The sequence below is a fragment of the Pseudomonas sp. CP4 genome (assembly GCF_047758505.1).
Classification (GTDB): domain Bacteria; phylum Pseudomonadota; class Gammaproteobacteria; order Pseudomonadales; family Pseudomonadaceae; genus Aquipseudomonas; species Aquipseudomonas fluorescens_AO.
This window is the reverse complement of sequence record NZ_CP180489.1, coordinates 557,502-581,874: the sequence shown is the minus strand read 5'-3', so window position 1 is coordinate 581,874 and position 24,373 is coordinate 557,502. Positions and strand designations below refer to the sequence as shown.

At 60.1% G+C, this 24,373-nt stretch carries 16 protein-coding genes; 7 read left to right on the top strand and 9 right to left on the bottom strand.

Annotation, left to right across the window (positions count from 1 at the left end):
- Window positions 1-152 precede the first annotated feature (152 nt).
- Window positions 153-407 carry a DUF465 domain-containing protein gene (locus ACMYUN_RS02365; RefSeq protein ID WP_039758660.1) on the top strand — a complete coding sequence of 85 codons (255 nt, stop codon included), beginning with the start codon at window positions 153-155 and terminating at the stop codon, window positions 405-407.
- Between the two features lie 99 nt (window positions 408-506).
- On the top strand, window positions 507-671 hold the full coding sequence (locus ACMYUN_RS02360; protein ID WP_165368399.1) for a hypothetical protein: 165 nt from the start codon (window positions 507-509) through the stop codon (window positions 669-671).
- A 107-nt stretch (window positions 672-778) separates the two neighbouring features.
- Here ACMYUN_RS02360 and ACMYUN_RS02355 read toward each other — a convergent pair whose 3' ends face one another.
- From ACMYUN_RS02355 to ACMYUN_RS02345, 3 genes are all read right to left on the bottom strand, one after another.
- Window positions 779-1,855: an SMP-30/gluconolactonase/LRE family protein gene (locus ACMYUN_RS02355; protein WP_415762670.1), complete on the bottom strand. Its 1,077-nt coding sequence runs from the start codon at window positions 1,853-1,855 to the stop codon at window positions 779-781.
- Complete coding sequence (locus ACMYUN_RS02350; protein ID WP_415762669.1) at window positions 1,852-2,997, bottom strand: sterol desaturase/SRPBCC family protein; 1,146 nt, start codon at window positions 2,995-2,997, stop codon at window positions 1,852-1,854. Before ACMYUN_RS02350 ends, ACMYUN_RS02355 begins: the two co-directional genes overlap by 4 nt.
- A gap of 113 nt (window positions 2,998-3,110) precedes the next feature.
- A complete protein-coding gene (locus ACMYUN_RS02345; protein ID WP_024012724.1) occupies window positions 3,111-3,974 on the bottom strand; it encodes a LysR family transcriptional regulator in 864 nt (287 codons plus the stop codon).
- A 348-nt stretch (window positions 3,975-4,322) separates the two neighbouring features.
- On the opposite strand from ACMYUN_RS02345, the gene ACMYUN_RS02340 reads away from it, so the two are divergent.
- On the top strand, window positions 4,323-4,799 hold the full coding sequence (locus tag ACMYUN_RS02340) for an MbcA/ParS/Xre antitoxin family protein (protein WP_129998566.1): 477 nt from the start codon (window positions 4,323-4,325) through the stop codon (window positions 4,797-4,799).
- Complete coding sequence (locus ACMYUN_RS02335) at window positions 4,796-5,290, top strand: RES family NAD+ phosphorylase (protein WP_016774476.1); 495 nt, start codon at window positions 4,796-4,798, stop codon at window positions 5,288-5,290. The genes ACMYUN_RS02340 and ACMYUN_RS02335 overlap by 4 nt, the downstream gene beginning before the upstream one ends.
- A 104-nt stretch (window positions 5,291-5,394) precedes the next feature.
- Here the strand turns inward: ACMYUN_RS02335 and ACMYUN_RS02330 are convergent, their stop codons facing one another.
- Both ACMYUN_RS02330 and ACMYUN_RS02325 read right to left on the bottom strand, forming a co-directional pair.
- Window positions 5,395-5,712 carry an SCP2 sterol-binding domain-containing protein gene (locus ACMYUN_RS02330; RefSeq protein WP_016774477.1) on the bottom strand — a complete coding sequence of 106 codons (318 nt, stop codon included), beginning with the start codon at window positions 5,710-5,712 and terminating at the stop codon, window positions 5,395-5,397.
- A 63-nt stretch (window positions 5,713-5,775) separates the two neighbouring features.
- Complete coding sequence (locus tag ACMYUN_RS02325) at window positions 5,776-6,486, bottom strand: histidine phosphatase family protein (protein WP_415762668.1); 711 nt, start codon at window positions 6,484-6,486, stop codon at window positions 5,776-5,778.
- 204 nt (window positions 6,487-6,690) lie between these two features.
- Here ACMYUN_RS02325 and sohB point away from each other — a divergent pair, with 204 nt between their 5' ends.
- Window positions 6,691-7,722: a protease SohB gene (sohB, locus tag ACMYUN_RS02320; protein WP_039758645.1), complete on the top strand. Its 1,032-nt coding sequence runs from the start codon at window positions 6,691-6,693 to the stop codon at window positions 7,720-7,722.
- A 67-nt stretch (window positions 7,723-7,789) separates the two neighbouring features.
- On the opposite strand, the gene ACMYUN_RS02315 is transcribed toward sohB, so the two are convergent.
- The 3 genes from ACMYUN_RS02315 to ACMYUN_RS02305 all read right to left on the bottom strand — a co-directional run bounded on the left by ACMYUN_RS02315 (window position 7,790) and on the right by ACMYUN_RS02305 (window position 10,646).
- Window positions 7,790-8,284 carry a DUF934 domain-containing protein gene (locus ACMYUN_RS02315; protein ID WP_039758643.1) on the bottom strand — a complete coding sequence of 165 codons (495 nt, stop codon included), beginning with the start codon at window positions 8,282-8,284 and terminating at the stop codon, window positions 7,790-7,792.
- The gene (locus tag ACMYUN_RS02310; protein WP_415762667.1) at window positions 8,268-9,926 is read right to left on the bottom strand and encodes a nitrite/sulfite reductase; all 1,659 of its coding nucleotides are present in this window, start codon (window positions 9,924-9,926) and stop codon (window positions 8,268-8,270) included. Before ACMYUN_RS02310 ends, ACMYUN_RS02315 begins: the two co-directional genes overlap by 17 nt.
- A gap of 501 nt (window positions 9,927-10,427) precedes the next feature.
- Window positions 10,428-10,646 (bottom strand): DUF2970 domain-containing protein, encoded by a 219-nt coding sequence (locus ACMYUN_RS02305; RefSeq protein ID WP_039758638.1) that lies wholly within the window; start codon window positions 10,644-10,646, stop codon window positions 10,428-10,430.
- 157 nt (window positions 10,647-10,803) lie between these two features.
- Here ACMYUN_RS02305 and ACMYUN_RS02300 point away from each other — a divergent pair, with 157 nt between their 5' ends.
- Window positions 10,804-17,982: an NEL-type E3 ubiquitin ligase domain-containing protein gene (locus ACMYUN_RS02300; RefSeq protein WP_415762665.1), complete on the top strand. Its 7,179-nt coding sequence runs from the start codon at window positions 10,804-10,806 to the stop codon at window positions 17,980-17,982.
- A gap of 168 nt (window positions 17,983-18,150) precedes the next feature.
- Here the strand turns inward: ACMYUN_RS02300 and metH are convergent, their stop codons facing one another.
- Window positions 18,151-21,861 (bottom strand): methionine synthase, encoded by a 3,711-nt coding sequence (metH, locus tag ACMYUN_RS02295; protein ID WP_415762664.1) that lies wholly within the window; start codon window positions 21,859-21,861, stop codon window positions 18,151-18,153.
- A gap of 155 nt (window positions 21,862-22,016) precedes the next feature.
- Here metH and ACMYUN_RS02290 point away from each other — a divergent pair, with 155 nt between their 5' ends.
- Window positions 22,017-24,311, top strand: coding sequence for a fatty acid cis/trans isomerase (locus ACMYUN_RS02290; RefSeq protein ID WP_415762662.1), 2,295 nt, complete (start codon window positions 22,017-22,019; stop codon window positions 24,309-24,311).
- The last annotated feature ends 62 nt before the right edge of the window (window positions 24,312-24,373 follow it).

The following is a 24,373-nucleotide window of genomic DNA, read 5'->3' as shown; positions in this document are numbered from 1 at the left end:
CAGCCAAAGGTTTTATCGCATTTACGACAGGGCGACGAACGGCAACCGCTGGTCTGACAGGGTGTCGACAGAAGCTGTTGCGCAAGGCCATGCTGATAAAGAGTCAGCGCATCGGTCGCGCTGGTTGTCGATCAATTTGATGGAGGTGTTTCATGCCGGTTTCACATGATCTGTATCAGGACCTGGGTTGCAAGAAGGATGAGATCGAGCAAAAGCGCTCCGAGGATCCGAAGCTGGATTCGCTGCTCAACAAGTATTTCGAGGTGGATGCTGAAGTGGTCGAGGCCGAGAACGCCCAGTCAGACGCCCCCAGTGACGACGAATTGAAGAAGCTCAAAGAGAAGCGCGTGATCGTCAAGGAGCAGATCGTCGCCCGGTTGGCCGGGCAGCCGCTGACCGGTCAGTAATTACCTGACCCGTGGTCGCCATCCGAAGGGAACGGCGACCACCCACGGCACCTCCAATGTGCAGAGTCTGCAAACCATCGACTCGTTGCGAGGTGCCTCATGAACGATCCGAAATTCCCCAGTGAAGAGCAGGGCGGCTTCGACCCGATTCCGACCCGCCCTGAACCGAACAGCCCGGCGCATACCACTGCGCATCCGGAAAAAACCGTGAAAGAACTGCCGGAAGATGAAGATCCGGAGAAGTTCGACCGGTCCAGCAACTGACAGACCGCTTTCGCGAGCAGGCTCGCTGCCACATTGAAAGGCATTTCCCCTGTGGGAGCGAGCCTGCTCGCGAATGCGTAAGTCCATTACATGCACATCCCTCAGGCTCACTTCAGCGCCGAATCCAACCCCATCCGCCCCATATGCGTGGCCTTCAACGATCCAAAGTACAACCACTGCCCATACTCGCGCACGGTGGTAATCGGCGAGTAATTGCCTTCGCTCGCGTCTTGCAGACTGGCAATCACCTTGCCGTCCAGATCCAGCCCCAGCACGAATCCGCGCTTCTCCACAGGCTTGGGCAGAATCGTCAACGCCCTCACGATCATCTTGCGTACGAACGGGTGCTGCGCCGTGCCATCGAGTAACGCGTTGCGCGGCGCGTACAACGCTACCCAAAAGCGATTGCTGCCATTGAACGAGAGGTTGTCCGGCAGCCCCGGCAAGTTGTCGATGAACACATCATTAGTGCCTGCCTTCGGCCCGCTCAGCCAGTAGCGGCTGATGCGATAAGCGCCGGTCTCGTTCACCAGCAGGTAGGCTTCGTCCGGGCCCAGGGCGACGCCGTTGGCGAACTGCAGCTTGTCGAGCAGCACGCTGGTCTTGCCGCTCTGAAAATCGTAACGCAGCAGGCGCCCATCGGCGCCGTGTTCGATGATTGCCTCGCCGTCATGGCCGTAGCCCCAGCGGCTCGAGGCATCGCTGAAATAGGCATAGTGGCCGGACTTGTCGACCGCTACATCATCAGTGAAGCCAAATGGCACACCGTTGGCCTCGGTGGTCAAGGGAATCACGCGGCCCTGCGCATCCAGCGACAGCAAGCCTTTGACCGCGTCGGCAATCACCAGCATGCCGTTCGGATGACGGGCCAGGCCCAGCGGGCGGCCGCCGGTGTCGGCGAGAACCTTGCGCTGCGTGCCGTCGAGGCTGCTGCGGATCAGCCGGCCGTCATGCAATCCGGTGATGAGGAATTCGTCTTCCAGCAGCAGCGCCTCAGGCCCTTCGATGTCGCTCGGCCCGACCTTTGCCACGGCTTTCAGGCGCTGGTTGTCCGCGTAGATGCCGTCTTTCAATGACGGCGCCGGTGGCGGTGTCCAGGCCACCGGTTCGACCTTGGTCGGCAGCAACAACAAGAAGGCGATGACCAGAGCGATCAGCAGGCACAGCACATAACGTAATTTCACGCGCTGGCCCTCGCCGCGCCGATGTACTGCGCGGTCGTGTCGCGCAGGGCAAGCATGGACGCGGCAGACTCGCGTTCAATGCGACGCTTGAGCAACAGGCGATTGGCGAAACGCATGAGCAAACCGTCAAAGCGATATTCCAGTGTGCGCACGAAACGCGTGCCGCCAGCCTCCGCCGAACACTCGTAAGTCAGCTGTAGCGACAGGCCCTGATCACTTTGCGCCCGTGCGCACCAACGCCGACCCGGCAGATATTCAGTGACCTCCCAACGCAAATGGCCGGCCCGTCCCCCGGCATGGATGTCCTCTTCGAACCGCGCGCCGGCATGCAGCGGTCCTTGCGGACCGTCAATCTTCAATGAGGAGGGATGCCAGTCCGGCCAGTGACTGACGCTGGCGGCATAGGCCAGCACGGCGACCGGCTCGCCGGCGATATCGATCTGGTGCTGCATGCGCGTCATGGGCATTTGCGAATTACTCAAAGGGGCGGGTTCCGGCTCGAGGTACAGCGTGCCGAACAGGTAGTCCATCAAGGGCAGAACGATGTTGAAATTGCGCTCCTGCATGCGCTCGCGGCGGTGATGCAGTTCATGCAGACGACGCATCTGGCGGATCCACGGCAACCGGGTCAACGGATTTTGCGGCGGCAAATGTTCGCAGGCATGGAACACTTCGTAGAGCAGATAGCCAAGCACCATGCACCCGGCGAACAGCCCGGCGACATTGACGTTGACCTGCGCGAACAGCCACCACAGGGGCAGGGTGATCACCAGGGTATGAATGACGATGAGCCAGGCTGGAAACAGAATCACCCGCCAGTCCCGCGCGCTGTCGTAGGTCATGTGACCGGGGGTGAAAAAGCTGTGATGGTCGCCGGCATGCCGCGCGTAGAACATCTTTGCGAAGGTTTTTTTGTGATGGCCCAAATGGCGATGGACCATGTACACGCCGAAGTTGAACAACAGCAGGGTCAACGGCACGGTCAGCCATTCCAGCCAACTCACTGAATGCACCGTGCGCCAGAAAGCAGCCACCGCCAGAAGCCCGAACAGCAAGACAAACGTGCCGTGCAGCCACGGGTTGTACAAAGGATGAATGGCCGCACGGTAGCGGCTGCGGAATGCCTCGGTGGTCTGCCTCAATGCGTTTCACCTGTAGGTATTGTTGTTATACCCGGCAGATTAGCCGATCCGCTGACTTGTGCAGGGCGAACCTTGAGGTCACAAATGCCATGCTCAGGACTGCAAGCGCTGGATCAGCTCAACGGGTTCCAGCGTTGCGACCAGTCGTCATCGGTGCGGATCACTTCGCGCAACAGGTCGAAGGCCTGTTGCAGCACTGCCGAGTCGCGATCACGCGAATACACCAGGTAGGTCGGGTAGCCGAATTCCGGCGCTTTGGTGACGGCTTCCAGCGCGCCGGTTTCCAGATAAGTGCGCACGACCCGGGTGCGGAAATAGCCGCTGCCGCCGTGTTCGAGGATGTATTGCAGGGCCAGCGGGCCAAGGTTGAAGCTCAGCGCGGCTTTGGCTTTTTCCGGTAGGGCGGCGTCGTGCTGGCGGCGGAAGTCCGGTCCCCAGTCGATGTAGACGTATGGTTCGGGACGCTCGGGCGCGCGCACCAGAATCAGTTTTTCTTCCAGCACTTGCTCGACCTGCAGACCCGGCCAGTATTCCGGCTGATAAACCAGCGCGGCATCGAGCACACCGAGTTCGAGCTGACGCAGCAGATTCTCGCCATCGCGGATTTCCATGCGCAGCGCGTGGCCGGGGATTTTCTCGCGCAGTTCCGCTGCCCAACTGAGCATCAGCGGGTTGCACAGGCTGACCTCGCCACCGATGTGCAGCACGTTGTGATACCCCTCGGGCAGCGGCAAGTCGCGGCGGGCGGCTTCCCAGGTCTGCACCAATTGATTGGCATAAATCACGAACGCTTCGCCATTGGCCGTCAACTTCGCCCCGGCACGATTGCGCACGAACAGCGTGCTGCCCAACTGGCTCTCGAGCTTCTGCACCCGCGCGGTGATCGCGGTTTGCGTGACGAACAGCTTCTGCGCAGCGGCGGCGAGACTGCCGTGGCGGACGATTTCGAGGAAGGTGCGGGCGAGGTCGATGTCCATGGGCGGAACCGGTTTCTGGAGGTGGGGCGCATTGTAAGTCAAAAGTCCCTCTCCCCACCTTGAAAGCAACAACGGATTGAACCGCTGAAAATTGCGTTTGAGTCCTACGGAAACAGGAGCGGTTTGATCAGATTTGGGGATATTTCTGACGACTTTTTCAGGTTGGTCGTCGGACGCCGGGTCTATAGCATCAGTCCTGACATTGAAGTCATCGAGCGCACAGATCGCTCTGGACCCGACAAAGGATGGACTATGCGAATCCCACTGATTGAAAGCCATACGCCTGCTTACTCGCCTCGCCATTACTGGCGCGACGACCGCGCCAGGTGTCCCTCGGAGGACGTTGCCATGCCGAGCGCCAAAGTGCCCCGGCTCACGGGCTTGAGGAAGCTCGAGGGCAAACCTCTGGAGTTGCTGTTGCGTGGGCAGGATACCGGCGACGATCCGATGCTCATCCTGCGCTGCACAAGCGAAGGATTTGAGCTGCTTGATGTGGTGAACATGATCGCAACCTCCGAGCTGTACCAACAGGGAGAGATGGTCAAACGTATCACCGGCAAATCTGTGAGAACCGTGCGACGTCTGCTCAAGGAAGGCGCGTCGGTGCGCCTGGACACGCCGCAGAGCGTCATCGCCTACCAATATGCCGCTGCGCTGGAGCTGGCCATCGAAGTATTCGGGCGTCAGGCCAAGGCCGAATCATGGCTGGAGCAACGCGCTACTTACTTCTACGGTTATGTGCCGCTCGATCTGGTTGGACATGCGCTGGGCTTCAGGATGGTGGAGGAGTATCTGAACCAGATCAAATACGGGGTTTATCAATGAACCCCTTGCCCTGGGATGATCGCTGGTACGCCTGGCGGCTGGATCGCGAGGTGTACAGCGAGACATGGGACAGCGGCCTGGGGTCAAAACGGGACGGTGGCCGCTGGAATACGCCCGGCCGCAGAGTCGTTTATGCGTCGGTCGACCCCTCCACGGCGATCCTGGAAGTGGCCGCCCATGGCAGTTTTGATGCGCTTGATCAGGAGCCCTATGTGTTGACCTGTTTTGAGATCACCCACGACGCCAGCGTCAGAATCGTGCAGCCGGAAGATGTGCCCAATCCGCATTGGCTCACCCCGATCAAGACCTCGCCCAACCAGCGAAAGTTTGCCGATGCACTGTTGGCTGAACATCCATTTGTTCTGGTGCCTTCGGTGGCCACCCGACACTCGTGGAATTTGCTGGTGAGCTGCGATCTGGCGGAAGGTCAGTTCAGGATGGTTTCGCAAGAGCGGTTTGGGCTGGATACGCGGTTGTTGCAGGAAGGTTGATCGTACCTCCGCGAGCGGAGCGCGAAGCCGAGCCCTGCGCTGATCTCCTGCATGAACAACAAATCCCGTCATAAGGACGGGATTTGTTTGAACCAGGCTGCTTCTTACGAAGGGAACAGCTCGGACAGTTTCATCGACAGCATCATGTCGCCTTCAACGCGCAGCTTGCCGCCCATGAAGGCTTGCATGCCGTCGGTTTCGCCGCTGACGATGTCTTTCAGAGTCTGGCTGTCCAGCACCAGCGTGCAGTTGGCGTCCGGGTTTTCGCCTTCCTGGATGTCGCAAGTGCCGTCTTTGACGATCAGGGCGTATTGCTTGTCTTCGTCGGTGATGTTGAAACCGAAGACCAGGTCCAGACCGGCAGCGGCGGCTGGGTTGAACTTGGCTTGCATTGCTTTTACGGCATCAGCTACGGAGGTCATGGTTCGATCCTTTCTTGGTCATGGGAGCTGGGTGGTTACAGCCAGGGTCACAGTAAGCCGGACTCAGCGAAAAGTGATGAGTTCCGGGGCCTTCAGCAGTTGCAGGTGTGCGTGACTGTTGAAGGAAGCCAGAGCCACCTCGCGACCACGAAACTTAAGTTGGTTGAGCGAGGTGTTGACGATTTGCCAGTTCAGTTCAAACGCCTGTCTGGCAGGCATCTGCGTAATCAGGTGGAGCAGGGCAGTGATGGTGCCGCCGGAAGTGAACACGGCGATTTTCTGGTTCTTTTGCGCCAGATTGAGGATGCGGTGCAGCCCGGCCTGAACCCGCTCGACGAAACCCAGCCAGCTTTCCAGGCCCGGTGTGTCGTAGGTGCCAGCAAGCCAGCGCTCGACGATGAGGGCGAAGATGCGCTGGAATTCGCCACGGTTCTGTGCGGCGTTGCGCAGGATGTCGAGGGCTTCCGGCTCTTCCGGCAGCATGGCGGGGAGCAGGGCGCGGATCACTGCATCGGCGTCGAATTCGTTGAAGGCGGAATCGGTTTCCAGAACGGGTACTGGCAGGCCCCTGGCGCTGAGTTGCTCGAGTGCGCTGGTGGCCGTGTGCTGTTGACGACGCAGGTCACCGGCAAGGCAACGATCAAAGCTGATGCCCAGATCGGCGAGGTGCTGGCCGAGGATTTCTGCCTGACGCACGCCGGTCGGTGACAGCACGTCGTAATCGTCTGCACCAAAGGAGGCCTGGCCATGTCGTATCAAGTAGATGCTGCCCACGTCCGCGTCGTCCCGGTACGTTGAAGGTCAGGCGAGGTTATGAGGATGGCGTAAGGCTGTCAATGAAAAAACATACGCTTGTTTGAAATGCCCGTTACAGGCGTGTTGCCAGAGGTTTCACGGCTGGCCGATGAGCCGGCGCATGGGTATGCTGGAGCCATTCCGCGTGTATTACATGTTCACGCATTGCTTTGAGGAGTCTCTGTGGATTTTTTCACCGAATACGCCAGCTTTCTGGCCAAGACTGTCACGCTGGTGATCGCCATTCTGGTGGTCCTGGCCAGTTTCGCCGCGTTACGCAGCAAGGGCCGGCGCAAATCGGCGGGCCAGTTGCAGGTCAGCAAGCTCAACGATTTCTACAAGGGCCTGCGTGAACGCCTGGAGCAGACGCTGCTCGACAAGGACCAGCTCAAGGCTTTACGCAAGGGCGAAGCGAAAACCGATAAAAGTGCGAAGAAGCAGAAGAACAAGCCTGAGACCAAGTCCCGGGTATTCGTGCTCGACTTCGATGGCGATATCAAGGCTTCCGCCACCGAGAGCCTGCGCCACGAGATCACCGCGCTGCTGACCCTGGCCACGCCGAAAGACGAAGTGGTTCTGCGTCTGGAAAGTGGCGGCGGCATGGTGCACAGCTACGGTCTGGCGTCATCACAATTGGCGCGCATTCGCGACGCCGGGGTCCCACTGACCGTGTGCATCGACAAGGTTGCTGCCAGCGGCGGCTACATGATGGCGTGCATCGGTGACAAGATCATCAGCGCACCGTTCGCCATTCTCGGTTCGATTGGCGTAGTCGCGCAGCTACCTAACGTCAATCGTCTGTTGAAAAAGCACGATATCGATTTCGAAGTGCTGACCGCCGGTGAATACAAACGCACCCTGACCGTGTTTGGCGAAAACACCGAAAAGGGCCGCGAAAAGTTTCAGGAAGACCTCGACATCACCCATCGCTTGTTCAAAAACTTCGTCGCCCGTTATCGCCCGCAACTGGCGATCGACGAGGTAGCCACCGGTGAGGTGTGGCTCGGTATCGCTGCGCTGGAAAACCAACTGGTGGACGAACTGAAGACCAGCGATGAATACCTGGCGCAAAAGGCCAAACTGGCCGAGGTCTACCATCTGCACTACGCCGAGCGCAAAAGCCTGCAAGAACGCATCGGCATGGCCGCCAGCGGCTCGGTTGACCGCGTGCTGCTGAGCTGGTGGAGTCGCCTGACCCAACAACGCTTCTGGTAAACACCAGGCATAAAAAAACGCCGGTCAATGACCGGCGTTTTTCTGTCCGCACCCAAAGCCCTGAGGCTTAACGCCGACGGAACAACGGCAGCGGTTCGTCACTGGCAGCCTGGTAGGTCACCGAGAAGTCCTTGAGACCTTCCAGCGCTTCGTACGGGTCTTTATCCGCGCGAATGGCGAAGGCGTCGAAACCGCAACGATGCATGTAGAACAGTTGGTCCCGTAGAACATCGCCAATTGCGCGCAGTTCGCCTTTGAAGCCATAACGGTCACGCAGCAGACGGGCATTGGAGTAACTGCGGCCATCGGTGAACGCCGGGAAGTTAAGCGCGATCACTTGAAACTCACTGACGTCTTCACCGATTTCTTCGGCTTCTTCGTCGGCATCCAGCCACACGCCCAGACCGCCATCGCGGGCCTTGAGCATGCGGCTGTGCTCGCGCCACAACTGCAGAGGAACGATCAGATCGTCGCAGTTGCTGATCTCGTCGATGTTGAAATCCTTCGGCAGCAAGTGCCAGGTCTCGTCGACGACTTCGTTGTTCTTAATGATTCGCTGCATAGACGCGTTCCTTGAAGAGGTCGATGCCAATACGCTGATAGGTGTCGATGAAGCGCTCGTCTTCGGTGCGTTGTTCAACGTACACATCGATCAGCTTCGAGATCACGTCAGGCATGGCTTCCTGGGCGAAGGACGGGCCGAGGATCTTGCCCAGGCTCGCATCACGGCTGGCGCTGCCGCCGAGAGAAACCTGATAGAACTCTTCGCCTTTCTTGTCCACGCCGAGAATGCCGATGTGGCCAACGTGGTGATGACCGCAGGCGTTCATGCAACCGGAGATGTTCAGGTCCAGCTCACCGATGTCGAACAGGTAGTCCAGGTCATCGAAGCGACGCTGGATCGACTCGGCAATCGGGATCGACTTGGCGTTGGCCAGCGAGCAGAAATCGCCGCCCGGGCAGCAGATGATGTCGGTCAGCAGGCCGATGTTCGGCGTGGCGAAACCGCCTTCGCGCAACTCGCCCCACAAGGCGAACAACTGACTCTGCTCGACATCGGCGAGAATGATGTTCTGCTCGTGGGAGGTGCGCAGTTGACCGAAGCTGTAGCGGTCGGCCAGGTCGGCAACGGCGTCGAGCTGCTTGTCAGTGATGTCGCCGGGGGCAACACCGGTCGGCTTCAACGACAGCGTTACAGCAACATAGCCCGGCTTCTTGTGCGCCAGGGTATTGCGGCTGCGCCAGCGAGCGAAGCCCGGATGTTCTTTATCCAGGTCGGCCAGTTGTGCGGTCTGGTTGTCGAGGGACTTGTAGTCCGGATCGACGAAGTGCTTGGCAACCCGATGCAGTTCGGCCTCGGTCAGCGTGGTCTGGCCACCGCGCAGATGCTCCATTTCCGCGTCGACTTTCTGCGCGAACACTTCAGGCGTGAGCGCCTTGACGAGGATCTTGATCCGCGCCTTGTATTTGTTGTCACGACGGCCGTAGCGGTTGTACACACGCAGGATGGCGTCGAGGTAGCTCAGCAGGTCTTGCCACGGCAGGAATTCATTGATGAACGCGCCGACCACCGGCGTACGACCGAGACCGCCGCCGACCAGCACGCGGAAGCCCAGCTCGCCAGCGGCGTTGTAGACCGGTTCCAGACCGATGTCGTGAACTTCAATGGCTGCGCGGTCGCTGGTCGAGCCATTCACGGCGATCTTGAATTTGCGCGGCAGGTAAGCGAATTCCGGGTGGAACGTGGTCCACTGGCGGACGATTTCGCACCATGGCCGTGGATCGATCACTTCATCGGCGGCGACGCCGGCAAACTGGTCGGTGGTGACGTTGCGCAGGCAGTTGCCGCTGGTCTGGATAGCGTGCATCTGCACGGTCGCAAGTTCAGCGAGGATGTCCGGGATGTCTTCCACCGCCGGCCAGTTGAACTGCACGTTCTGCCGCGTACTGATGTGGGCGTAGCCCTTGTCGTAGTCACGGGCGATTTTGGCCATCATGCGCACCTGGCGCGAAGTCAGTTGGCCGTAAGGCACCGCCACGCGCAACATCGGCGCGAAGCGCTGGATGTACAGGCCATTTTGCAGGCGCAGGGGGCGGAATTCTTCTTCGCTCAGCTCACCTGCCAGATAGCGTCGGGTCTGATCACGGAACTGCTTGACGCGGTCCTCGATGATCCGCTGATCGTACTCGTCGTATACGTACATATAAGTCCTGTTCTCAGGCTTGGGCTACTCGGAAAACGCTGCGTTTTCGCTTGCTGGAGTCCGATGATGCCTCTGCAATTCTGCGCGCACGGCCGCGCACTCCGTCACGGAGCCGGGGCAATATACCCGTTTGCAGTTATGCGCAAAAGTGATGTTTGAGTATATGTAAAGAACCAAATCGCCTAACGCGAATGCCGGTCATCTAATCCACATTTGTCGTGCGGACAATCATCGTCTTAACTGTGATCGAGTCTTTGTGCAATCACCGATAAAACCGACAAGAGGCGATGCAATGAGCAACCCGACCAAAGCCAGGAAAAGCGACAGTAGCGTCGACGCATGGGCCATTTTGTTCCTGATCATTCTCGTTGTAGGAACAGCGGTCTTCTGGGTCAGTCACCAGTGAGTGAAATTCCGGGTCTGACCGCATGCCTGTCGCCGGTGGTTCGCCAGTGACAAGGCTCGATCGCTTCGCCAAGGCCCGGATTTCTCATATTGGCCTCAAACACCGGCCAGATGCAGCACCAGTTTGACGATTCCGAACAGCGTCAGACCGAAAACAGCTGTGAACAAAACGCCCAGTATCACGAAATGGCTGGGCTTGCCGTGGGCGAAATCCCTTTCCCGGTTCTTGCCACTCTGTACGCCGAAGGCTGCAGCCATGACGCTGTGCAGCATCTGCCAGAAGGTCGGCGGTTTGTTGTCGACTGGATCGTCCATAAATCCCTCTCCGCTAAATCGTGCGTTACAAGCATAGTCAACTCTGCGCCCGACCGTTCAGACACGTCGTAACAACTCTGTCTGGACTCGATAACTATGTACCGCCGCACCGGTCGGTGCGGATGATGTGCTGTCGCTTCATTTACAGGAGCGATGTATGTCCCCCGATTCCCTCGTATCCAAAAGCGCGGCCCCCCTGATCAAACCGGCGGCAACGCAGAGTCTGCACGCGCCGTTGCTGGAAGCGTCGGTACCGCAATGGTTGATTGATGCTCCCGCGCGCAGAAGAGCTGAGTTCAAACAGGCCACCAAGGCAACCCCCGACTGGTACAAAAGCGCGTCGCCCGCGCAACGCGACGTGCTGCACAAACGCTTCAGAGACAGCTTCCAGGCGCAGGTGCAGCTGGATAAAACCATGTCATCGTTCAAAGACATTGACGCCTTTGCCAGGCCTTTGCTGCTGGAGGCGCTGAAAAGCCGCTATCAGGTGGAAGTGGATGTCGACAAGACGCTGTTGTGTTTGAAGCGACCGATTCTCGTAACTGTTGCTCGCGTGGAAGTTGGCACTCACGAGGTACTGACGCTGCCCATGCTGCAGGCAGCCCTGCACAACTTTGAAAGTGACGAATGCAAGTACGGCGCCTTTCACAAAAGCTCAACCTTCGCAGTAGCAACCGGCACGCCCGGTAACTACAAGGCAGTCCCGGTCAATGTCTCGATCAGGAACTTTCTCAGTCTGTGCCGTGAGCTGGACATTGGCGCGAAATATCAAGCCTACCTGACTTCGTTTTTCCATCCAGCCGACCCCAAGACGGAAGCCGCGCTGCGCCGCCAGTTCATCTTGGCTCAGAAGAGCGCTTTACACGCGGCGGCCGAACAAGCGTTGTTGACCAAGGACATCCGCCGCCAGGATCACGCGATGATTCTTTCCGTTCTTGCGGGCAACAGGACCCCCAGACTGGATAACAAAACAGTCTCGTTTCAGGATTTGGGCGTGATGCGCCATAGACTGGTTGGCTGCGTTGTCTTTGTGATTTACGACAGATATCCGTCATATGACGAAGTAATTCTTTACGTGCCCAACGACCCCGAGCATCCGCTCAAGCGCTACACCGGCACGCAAATGCAGGACACACTGAAACGCTTGTTGTCTGCTCGGGATCCACAGCATCCGCAAAGCACCGCGCCGACGGCCTATCAGGCGTTTTTCAGCCAGTTCTTTCCTTATAGGAAGCGCGCTGAATATTTCAACCGGTTCATCAAGCCCGCCCATCCCGCGTCCGAGTGGTTGTGGTCGGCATGGCGAACGATAGGGCAAACAGTGACGCCTCTAGGGCCTTGGGAGACGCCGCACAAGGATCCGCAAATGATTCCGGATACCGATCCTTTCGTGGCGGCCGCGCCGTTTCCGGACCCGAACGCTTATTTCAAGGGCACAAACCCTGACCTCTGGAACTGTCTCTACGAAAAACACCGCGACAAGCTGTTCGATGATGCCCGCAGCCACGCAGTGCCCACTGAAGACGTCGATGCCAAGGCGCGCGACGCCAAACTCGCTGCGCTGCTGCAGTTCGGTCTGCTGGCAGCGAACGTGGCGTCGATGTTCATCCCCGTACTCGGCGAAGCGATGATGGTGATCATGGCTGGCCAATTGTTGTATGAAACCGTTGAGGGGGTCGTCGAATGGAGCGACGGCGACAAGCACGCGGCCAAGGCCCATCTGGTCGATGTTGCCGAAAACCTCGCACTGATCGGGGTCACCGCCGTTGCGGGTGCAGGTTTGAGCCGGTTGAGGCCTGTCAAGCCGGAACCGGTCATCGAGAACCTGCACCCGGTGACCTTGCCCAGCGGTAAAACCCGACTGTGGAAACCCGACTTCAGTGGTTACGAACAGGACGTCACATTTGACGCCTTGGGCGAACCCAACGCACTGGCGCAGTATTGGTTCGAAGGCAAAACGTATATCCGCCAGGGCAGCAAGGTCTACGAGCAGGTCCAGGATCAGACGACCGCGCAGTGGCTGCTCAAACATCCCAGCGATCCCGATGCCTACCGGCCGGTCCTGGTCAACAACGGCCACGGTGGCTGGCGTCTGGCACTGGAACAACCCATGACCTGGGGGCGTCTGGACTTGCTGCGCCGCATGGGGCCGCTGACTGACGGTTTTTCCGACGACGCCCTGCTGATGCTGGCCGATACCAGCGGTATCAGTGACAACACGCTGCGCAAAATGCACATGGACCATTTACCGCCGCCTGCCGAACTGCGTGACGCCATGCGCTTGTTTGCCGCCGATCAGGGAGCCAGACAAATGATCGAGCAGTTGCGCGGTGCCCAGGCAATTGATGAGCAGTACCTGTACGCGCTGCCGCTGGTCCCCGAAATGCCCCGTTGGCCGTCGGGCCGCGTGCTGGAGATCGTTGAGGGCGTGGGGGAGGCGGCGAGATCCATCCAGTACGGCGCACAAAAACTGCTGTCGGGGATTGAGCACAAACCGGCGATCCGGATCAGCCGCGAGCAAGTGCTGAACGGCGAACTGCCGGCACGAATCATCGCTGCGCTGGAGGAAAATGAAATTGTTCATCTGCTGGGGAGCAGGGGCGCGCAATTGCGTCCGGCGAGGCCAGATGAATTCACTGCGAGACTCACCGAATACGCCTACACCCGACAGCCAGCCATCTTCGACAGTCTCTACCGGCGCAACGGGCCCGCGAGTGGGCGGGTGCGCATTCTGCAACACGAATGCCCGGGGCTCAGCGACGAAGCCGCGCAAGACGTGCTCAACCACGCATCGGCCGCCGAGCTTGCCCGACTGGACGCGACCCGACGCTCGCCCTTGAAGCTGCTGGAAGAGGCCCGCTGGTACGCTCGCCAAGGCCGACAGATTCGGGCATTCGCCGGTTTGCACGGCGAAAACCTCGCCTCCGCAGACAGCCGACGCCTGGCATTGCATGCACTGGAACAATTGCCGCAATGGCCGCAAACCTTGCGGCTGGAGATCCGTGACGGCAGTACAACCGGTGCTTTGCTCGACGGTATTGGCGAAATCACCGCACCGGTTAAACGCTACCTGGTGAAAAACGGGCCTTTCTATCAGGCCTTCGATGCCCGTGCCCAAGCGCTTGATCAAGTGCCCCGGGTGGAAGACAGTTTTTACCGGTCGCTGTTGGCCGCCTTGCCTGATGAAACCCGGTCAGCGCTGTGGCTGGCGGATGTGCGCACAGGCCGCGAACTGCAACAGAGCATCATCCGGTCAGCCCACGCGCATCGTCTTGATGCTGCACGGTTACTGGAGCCGCAAGCCAGGTGGTTCAAGCCTCCGACGCGAGTGAGTGCCCGGTTGAGCGGTTATTACGCCAGCGGACGCGGCGCCAGTTGGAATCCGCATCTGCGCAGCCGCGCGCAGCATTTGTATCCGGAGCCGCGCCAGGTCGAAGCGTTTTTCGCTCGGCGACGCGGCAGAACCGACGCGCAGATCTTCGATGAGCTGGAGTCTCGACTGAAGGATTGGGAAACACTCAATGCCACCCTCGACCGATGGCAGGCAGGCCCCTCGAGCAGTCAGACCGCAGCGCACCGTGCGCAAGTGGCCCAGGCCCTCAGAGAGGCCTGGCGCAATGAGCCGTTGGCGGCGCAGACCCGGGAAGTGGCGCAGCTGTCATTGGTCTGCGATGCGCCGCTGCCTGCGCTGACCACGAGGTTTGACCATGTGCGTGAATTGTCGGTGACGGGCAGCGGCCTCACCGACGCCAATGCCGAGGGTTTTCTGGCAGCGTTCCCCCAGGTCACCGATCTGTCGATTGGCGAGCCCGGCCTTGGGATCGAGCAGACGCTGGTGAACGGATCACTGACCACGCTGCCTTTAGCGGTGGGCCGCATGCCTGAGCTGACCCGCCTGCGCTTCGCCACCGACGCGCCGTTACTGGCGGAGAACTTCGCGCAGCGGCTCGAAGCGTTGTCTTCGCTCGAAGCGCTGCGCATCGACTACTCGGGTACCGATTCAACGTCCTTGCATGGACTCGATTTTTCAAGGCTCAGGCAGCTGCGCACGTTACGCATCGACGCGCCTCGTGCTTTGTGGCGATGGCCGGCGTCGGTCGAACGGCTTGGGCAATTGCAGCGTCTGGACCTCAGTCATACCTTGATCGAGACGCTGCCGTCGTCGCTCTACCACGGGCAGGAACGCCTGTGGGCCGGTCTGTCGCTGGACTGGTCGAGCGTCACTCCGGACACGTTTCTGCGCGCTTATGAATACGTCAGCAACTACGCCGGTCCCTTGGGGCATCTGCTCGATGTGCACCAGATGGTCAGCGAGTTCTGCCGGGCCGAACTCGATTCCATGCTCGCCGCGTCCGGGCTGATTGATCCGTTGCCGCTGGCGTTCGATGCCGCATCGGCTACGCCCGAGGCACGGCTGGCCGCGATCACCGCGCTGCGCGCCGAGCATGACAGTATTTTTGCTCGATTCCATGCCCCAGCCCCGCACGGTACTCGCTACGCAGCGCTCAGCCCGCAATGGACAACAGGCAGCAACGCCAAGATTTTCAATGCGCTTAGAAACAGTTGGCAAGGCGCCGTACGGCAGCGGTACGGCCTGCCGTCCCGCGTGACCATCTTCGAACTCAGCACTCCAACGGGGGCCGAACGCGTTGTGCAATTGCCCGTATTGCCGCCAGGCAGTTTTGCCCATGTGCGCACGCTGCGCCTGGGAGGACTGGACGTTTCCGCCCGAGCGGCCCGCCGTTTCATCCGCGCCTTCAGCCGGACCGAAACCCTGCAGATCAGCGGCAACACCTTCACGGAACTGCCCTTTGCTGCAGCCGAACTGGAAGGTCTGGCACAGCTCGATGCTGCCAATAACCGGATTGCCATGACCCCAGTGGTGCAGCGCCAGATCAATGGCTTGCAGCGCCTCAGGGCGCTGGACTTGAGTCATAACCCGCTCGGGGATGTCGATGTCAGCGCCTTGAATGCGTTGCAGGCATTAGGCCTGCGGTCGACGAGGCTGCAAGTCTGGCCCGCTGGTGTCGAGGATCTGAGCCGATTGTCCTGGCTGGACTTGCGCGATAACCGCATCGACTCTGTGTCGCCGAGGGCGTTGACGCACACGGATTTGCTGATGAGAACCAACCTGGCCGGCAACGTGTTCAGCCCGCAGGGTGAAGCTGCGTTGAACATGGCGCTGCAGCGTATTGAGCAGCAAACGGGCCTGGCGCACGGCACGCTGGCGCGATTCGCAGCCGAACCCGTGCCGGAACGATTTCCGCCAACGGAAACCGGCGCATCGTTCATCGACGAGCTGTTGCCGCTTGCGCAATCCGCTGCGGTGGCGGGCGAGACCGGCGCGGCTGCGCATTTGCAGCGGTTGCGGCAGATTTTTCCAGACGAGCGTGCTCGGCTCAGCTTGCACAGTCTGCGCAGGATGGCGCTCAGCGACGTGCAGATCGACGCACGAATCACTGAGTGGCATCAAACGTTCGACGCGCTGACCCGCCGTTTGAACGACTGGTTGTATACCCGCGAGGTCACTGGAGAAGGCGTGTTCATCAATGCGCGCAGTCGCTCCTTCGCTGCACGGCGCATCCGCGCCGCATGGCTCGATGGGCTCAGCGAAAGCCCAGGCACGCCCCGGCTGGAGCTGGAATTTTCAGAGCGGCAAACCGGTGACCTGCCGGAGCTGGACGTGCAGTTGCCAGGTGTGACGAGCCTGGACTTGACCCGCGTCGGTATCACCACGCGCGGCTCTGACGCTTTCCTGCAGGCCTTTCCCAACCTCGAAACCTTGTTTGTCAGCGGCAATGAATTGCTGGCGTTGCCCGCGCCGGTGCAACGCATGCGGCATCTGCAGCGTCTGGAAATGCAGTATTGCAATCTGCACAGCGCGACGAGCCTGTACCCATTGCTCGGTAGCGGCCGACTGCGCGCGCTGGATCTGGGTTACAACGAGATCCGCGCTTTTCACCCGCCGGCGTTCGGCGCTCTCGAAACCCTGGATTTACGCTTCAACCAGTTGAGCGAATGGCCGGACGGCGTGTTGATGGCGCCTCGTCTGCACACGCTGAATCTGAGCGGCAACCGGATCGAGGAGTTGCCTGTTGGCTTGTTCAGCGGTGGGCACGGCAATCTGCTCGAGGGCACCGACTTGTCCGCGAATGAACGTTTGTCGTTGTCAGCGTTGCAGGATCTGCGGCGCTACTCGCGCGAGCGTCCGGGGCGACCCGTGTTGGGTGTATCGCGCGCACGGATCGACGACATGATCAACAGGCAGATATTTTACGACGGCATCGGTTTGGAGGAGCCGGTCGGGATCCCTGAGGAGGAGGGCGGCGTTGATTTTGATGTGCACGCCGCCGTAGCACCTGTCGAAGAACTGTTGGATCCGGCAACTGACATTGCACCGCGCTCGCTTGCGCCTTGGCTCCAGGACACCTCCGCATCAGTGGCAGAACAACGAACCGTGATCTGGACGCGGTTGGCACAGGAACCGAACCACGAACGTTTTTTCCAGCTGCTGCGGCTATTGCGCGATACCAAGGATTTCAATCGCGTGCGGGCTGATCTCACGCGCAGAGTGTGGGAGGTCATGCAAGCTGCCTACGACGATACATCGTTGCGAGATTTGTTGTTTCACAGCGCTGAAACCCACGGCACCTGCGTTGACGGGCGGATTCTGACGTTCAGCGACATGGAGGTCCGGGTCTGGGCGGATCGCGTTTTGCGCCAAATTGCGCCGGATCAAACAGCACTCAGGGGGCAGGCACTGGTGCGTTTGTCCCGGCAAATGTTTCGTCTGGACCGGGTCGAGACCCTTGCTGAAGCCGCGGCCGCGGCTGAGAGACTGGACCGCGCCGAGGTGCGCTTGCAGTACCGCATCGGGCTGACTGGCAATTGGGGCGACGGTGTGGATTTGCCCGGGCAGCCGGTTTTCATGTCCTATTTCGATCCCCTCAGCGGGGATTTGCTCACGCAGACCCGTGAATCCATCCTTGCGGCAGAGCGGACCGACGCGCTGCCAATCAGCATGGTGGCCCGCGATTACTGGACGGACTATCTGCGAGAACGCTATCCGCAGGAGATAAACGATCTGAATGGATCGGTCGATGATCAGCGTTTTCAGCTCTGGGGAGCGTTGGACGGACGCCTCGAGCGGGCTGAGATCGATGCCGGACAATATGACCTGGAACTGGATGCCCTGGGCCAGGCGATGGAAACGCTGCGCGTGGAAAAACTGGTCGCACTGACGCGTCGGGCGATCGACGAGCTACAGCAGGTCGCTGGCGAGTCGCAGCCGCCTGGCCGCACCTCACCGGAATCCGGGCCATCGTCGCGTCCCTGAAATACCGAATCGGGACTCTCAAGCTCAAGGAGCTGACCCGCGCGGAACTGGCAAAAACGCCAGCGGTCCAGGCACAAACGGGCCCAGCGTCACCGCAACCTGGGCCTTCTCGACCCTGAAACCGATAGAGCCCGCCAGGGCCTGAGAGCCTCAGGCCCTGGCGGTGTATCAGCTGTCGTAACCCAGGTTCGGCGCCAGCCAGCGCTCAGTCACGCTCAGATCCTGGCCTTTGCGCGCGGTGTAGCTTTGCACCTGATCCTTGTCGATCTTGCCCACGGCGAAGTACTGCGCCTGCGGATGGGCGAAGTACCAGCCACTGACCGCAGCGGCGGGGAACATCGCGTAATGCTCGGTGAGGAACACGCCGCTGCGTCCGGCACGCATTTCAGCCGCTTCGGGATCAAGCAAGGTGAACAGCGCGGCTTTCTCGGTGTGATCCGGGCAGGCCGGGTAGCCGGGGGCGGGGCGGATGCCACGGTATTGCTCTTTGATCAGCGCATCGTTGTCGAGGGTCTCGTCCTTCGCATAACCCCAGTGCTCTTTACGCACCTGCTGGTGCAGCCATTCGGCGCAGGCTTCGGCCAAGCGGTCGGCGAGGGCCTTGACCATGATCGAGTTGTAGTCGTCACCAGCATCTCGATAGGCCTTGGCCACTTCTTCGGCGCCGATGCCGGCGGTGGTGATAAAGCCGCCGACGTAGTCGGTGACTTCGCTGTCCTTCGGCGCAACGAAGTCGGCGAGGCAGAAGTTCGGTTTGCCGTCGGTCTTGATGATCTGCTGACGCAAGTGATGCAGCTTGGCCAGCGGCTTGCCGTTGTCGTCGTACAGCTCGATGTCGTCTTCGTTGACCTGATTGGCCGGCCAGAAACCGAACACCGCACGGGCGCTGATCAGCTTCTCGTCGATCAGCTTGGCGAGCATTTCCTGGGCGTCCTTGTACAGCGCAGTGGCGGCTTCACCGACCACTTCGTCTTCGAGGATGCGCGGGAACTTGCCGGCCAGGTCCCAGGAGATGAAAAACGGCGTCCAGTCGATGTATTCGGCCAGCACCTTCAAATCGATATTGTCGAGCACCTTGCTGCCAGTGAAGGTCGGTTTCACTGGCTGATAATTGGCCCAGTCGAATTGCGGCTTCTTGGCGATGGCAGCGGCGTAGCTCAGGCGTTCGGTGCGGGCGCTGCGGTTGGACGTACGCTCGCGCACGTCGATGTATTCCAGGCGCGTCTTCTCGACGAAACCGGCTTTCAATTCCTTGGACAGCAACTGCGTCGCCACGCCGACGGCGCGCGAGGCGTCGGTCACGTAGACCACGGCATCGTTGCTGTACTTCGGTTCGATCTTCACCGCGGTGTGCGCTTTCGACGTCGTCGCGCCACCGATCATCAGTGGCAGATGGAAATCCTGACGCTGCATTTCGCGGGCAACGTGGACCATCTCGTCCAGCGACGGCGTGATCAGGCCGGAGAGGCCGATGATGTCGCACTTTTCTTCTTTGGCAACCTGCAGGATTTTCTCGGCCGGGACCATCACGCCGAGGTCGACGATGTCATAGCCGTTGCAACCGAGCACCACGCCGACGATGTTCTTGCCGATGTCGTGCACGTCGCCCTTGACCGTAGCCATGAGGATCTTGCCCTTGGCTTCCGGTTTGTCGCCTTTTTCCAGTTCGATGAACGGGATCAGGTGCGCCACGGCCTGCTTCATCACCCGCGCGGATTTCACCACTTGCGGGAGGAACATTTTGCCGGCGCCGAACAGGTCGCCGACGATGTTCATGCCGGACATCAACGGGCCTTCGATCACCTCGATCGGCCGCGCAAACGACTGCCGGGATTCTTCGGTGTCTTCGACGATGTGCGTGGTGATGCCCTTGACCAGCGCGTGTTCCAGACGTTTGTTGACGTCCCAGTTGCGCCACTCTTCAGTCTCGGCTTCCTTGACGCTGCCGTCGCCTTTGTACTTGTCGGCAATAGCTAGGAGGGCGTCGGTGCCATCCGGGGTGCGGTTGAGAATCACGTCTTCGACGGCGTCGCGCAGCTCGACCGGGATCTGGTCGTAGATCTCCAGCTGACCGGCGTTGACGATGCCCATGGTCAGGCCGGCGCGGATGGCGTAGAGCAGGAACACCGAGTGAATCGCCTCACGCACCGGGTTGTTGCCTCGGAACGAGAACGATACGTTCGACACACCGCCGGAGCTCAGTGCATACGGCAGCTCATCGCGGATGTAGGCACAGGCGTTGATGAAATCGACGGCGTAGTTGTTGTGCTCTTCGATGCCGGTAGCGACGGCGAAGATGTTCGGGTCGAAGATGATGTCTTCCGGCGGGAAGCCGACCTCATTGACCAGAATGTCGTAGGAGCGTTTGCAGATCTCTTTCTTGCGCGCTTCGGTGTCGGCCTGGCCGGCTTCGTCGAAGGCCATCACCACCACCGCAGCGCCGTAGCGCTTGCACAGCTTGGCGTGATGGATGAACTGCTCGACGCCTTCTTTCATGCTGATCGAGTTGACGATGCCCTTGCCCTGAATGCATTTGAGGCCGGCTTCGATGACTTCCCATTTCGACGAGTCGATCATGATTGGCACGCGCGAGATATCCGGCTCGCCGGCGATCAGATTGAGGAAGGTGACCATGGCCTTCTTCGAATCGAGCATGCCCTCGTCCATGTTGATGTCGATGATCTGCGCGCCGGCCTCGACCTGCTGCAGAGCGACTTCGAGGGCTTCGGTGTAGTTGTCTTCACGGATCAGGCGGGCGAATTTTGCCGAACCGGTGATGTTGGTGCGCTCGCCGACGTTGACGAACAGCGAGCTGCGATCGATGGTGAACGGCTCCAGACCCGAGAGGCGGCAGGCCTTGGGGATGTCCGGAATCTGACGTGGCGCGTAACCGGCCACGGCTTTGGCGATGGCTTCGATGTGGCCCGGCGTGGTGCCGCAGCAGCCGCCGACGATGTTGAGAAAACCGCTCTGGGCGAATTCTTCGATGACTTTGGCGGTCTGCGACGGCAGTTCATCGTATTCGCCGAATTCGTTCGGCAGGCCGGCGTTCGGGTGCGCGGAAACGTGGGTACTGGCCTTGTTCGACAGCTCTTCAAGGTACGGTCGCAGTTCGCTGGCGCCGAGGGCGCAGTTCAGGCCTACGGAAATCGGCTTGGCGTGGGCCACCGAGTTCCAGAACGCTTCGGTGGTCTGCCCCGACAGGGTACGGCCGGAGGCGTCGGTGATGGTCCCGGAAATCATGATCGGCAGTTCGAGGTGCAGCTCTTCGAACACTCCTTGCACGGCAAAGATCGCCGCTTTCGCGTTGAGGGTGTCGAAGATCGTCTCGATCAGGATCAGGTCGGCGCCGCCCTCGATCAGGCCTTTGGTGGCTTCGGTGTAGTTTTCCACCAGCTCATCGAAAGTGACGTTGCGGTAGCCGGGGTTGTTGACGTCGGGCGACAGCGAGCAGGTGCGGCTGGTCGGGCCGAGCACGCCGGCAACGAAGCGCGGCTTGGCCGGGTTTTCGGCGGTCTTGGCGTCGGCAATCTTGCGCGCCAGACGTGCGCCTTCTACGTTTAACTCGTACGCCAGCTCTTCCATGCCGTAATCGGCCATGGAAATGCGCGTGGCGTTGAAAGTGTTGGTTTCGAGAATGTCGGCACCGGCGTCCAGATAAGCTTTTTCGATGCCGCCGATCACGTCCGGACGGGTGATCACCAGCAGGTCGTTGTTGCCCTTGACGTCGCTCGGCCAGTCCGCGAAGCGTTTGCCGCGATAATCCTGCTCTTCGAGCTTGTAGCTCTGGATCATCGTGCCCATCCCGCCGTCGAGAATCAGGATGCGCTCTTTGAGGGCTTGCTTGAGAGCTTGAAGGCGGACGCTGCGATCGGACATGTGGACTACTCGGAAAGACCATTACGAAGGAGCGGGATCATAGCAAACCTGTGCGCTTTTGGAGCATGCGCAGCTTTTGCATGAATATCGCTCATGTTGGTACGGACGTCATAACGGTAGAATCGCAGCCTTTTTTTACCATCAGGATCAGCAGCATGCCTTACCGCTTCATTAGTTTATGGTTGCTGGTCCTGAGCGGGAGCGTTGCGGCGCAAGATCCTGCCATTTCTTCTGTTATCTCCTATAGCCGGGATATACAGCCGATCTTCACCGAGAAGTGCGTGGCCTGCCATGCCTGTTACGACTCGGCGTGCCAGCTCAATTTGGGCAGTGGCGAAGGCGCCGCCCGTGGCGCGAGCAAGATGCCGGTGTACGACGGCGAACGTACCCAGGCTGCACCGACCACGCGCTTGTTTTACGACGCCTTCGGCAAGCGCGCCTGGCAGCAGAAAGACTTTTACTCGGTGCTCGACGCCCAGGGCAGTCAGGCCGCGCTGATGGCGCGCATGCTCGAACTCGGCCACAAGACGCCGCTGACGCCCAACGCCAAGCTGCCCGAAGAAATTGTTCTTGGGCTCAATCGCAACAATCTATGTCCGATGCCTGCCGAGTTCGACGGCTATGCCGGCGCGCACCCGAAAGAGGGCATGCCGCTGGCGGTCACTGGCCTGACCGACCAGCAATACCAGACCTTGCAGCGCTGGCTGGCGTCTGGCGCACCGATTGATGAGCAGAGCCTGACGCCGAGTGCGCAAGAGGCGCTGCAAATCGCGCAATGGGAAAACCTGATCAACGCCCCCGGCGCCCGGCAGAGTCTGGTCGGGCGCTGGCTGTTCGAACACTGGTATCTGGCGCACATCTATTTCAAGGACGGCGAGCCGGGGCATTATTTCCAGTGGGTGCGTTCGCGCACCCCGAGCGGCCAGCCGATCGATCTGATCGCCACGCGCCGCCCGAACGACGACCCGGGCACGCAGGTGTATTACCGCTTGTGGCCGGTGCAAGGGGTGATCGTGCACAAGACGCACATCACCTATCCGCTGAGCGCGGCGAAAATGGCCCGGATCAAAAGTCTGTTCTACAGCGGCAACTGGCAGGTCAACGCGCTGCCGGGTTACGGCCCGCAGAGCCGTGCCAATCCGTTTGCCACCTTCGAGGCGATTCCGGCGCAGGCGCGCTATCAGTTCATGCTCGATAACGCTGAATACTTCGTCCGCACCTTTATTCGCGGCCCGGTGTGCCGTGGGCAGATCGCGACCGACGTGATTCGCGACAACTTCTGGGCGCTGTTCCAGGCGCCGGAACATGATCTCTACATCACCGACCCGAACTACCGTGGCCAGGCCACGCCGCTGCTGGCGATGCCGGGGCAGAACGATGATGTCGGCAGCGTGCTGAGCCTGTGGCGCAACTATCGCGACAAGCGCAACGAGTACGAAGCCCTGCGCCGTGACAGCTATGCCGAACTGCCGGCGCCGAGCTGGTCGACGCTGTGGGCCGGCAACAACAACGCCTTGCTGAGCATTTTCCGCCACTTTGACAGCGCCTCGGTTACCAAGGGTTTGATCGGTGAGGTGCCGCAGACGATGTGGCTGTTCGACTATCCGCTGCTGGAGCGCACCTATTACCAGCTTGCGGTCAACTTCGATGTCTTCGGCAACGTCTCCCATCAGGCGCAGACGCGCCTGTATTTCGACCTGATCCGCAACGGCGCCGAGCAGAACTTCCTGCGCCTGATGCCCGCCGACTCGCGCGAGGACTACCTCAACGATTGGTATCAGGACGGCGGCCAGTTCAAGATGTGGCTCGATTACGAGGCCATCGATGACGACAAACCGACCGCGCTGAAACTCGACGAAAAAGACCCGAAACGCGACTTCGCCCTGCAGTTGCTGGCGCGCTATGGCGATCTGAACGCGCGGCCAGACCCGATCAATCGCTGTGGCGGCGCTTATTGCTCACGGCCGAATATCGATCCGGCATTGCAGAACGCAGAGCAGGCCTTGAGCCGCCTGGCCTCGCGACCGGCCGCAGGGTTGAAAGTCATCGACCAGTTGCCCGAAGCGACCTTGCTGCGCGTTGAAACCGCCAGTGGCAAGCGCGAGGTCTACAGCGTGCTGCGCAACCGTGCCCACAGCAACGTGGCGTTTTTGCTCGGTGAGTCGCGGCGCTATCAACCGGGTCTCGACACCTTGACGATCTATCCGGGCGTACTCACCAGTTACCCGAACTTCATGTTCAACGTACCGGCCGAGCAGGTGCCAGCGTTTGTGGATGCGATGGAGAATGCCCGGGATGCCAATCGGTTCGAAAAAATCGTCGAGCGCTGGGGCATTCGTCGCAGTCATCCACAGTTCTGGCTGTATTTCCACGATCTGAGCCAGTACATCCACGAAACCGATCCGGTGGAAGAGGGTGTGCTGGATATGAACCGGTACGAGAACCTTTGAGCATTCGCAGGCGTGTGCCGAGATTCTTTCCCGACAAAAATACTAGGACTTTGTCAGTCGCG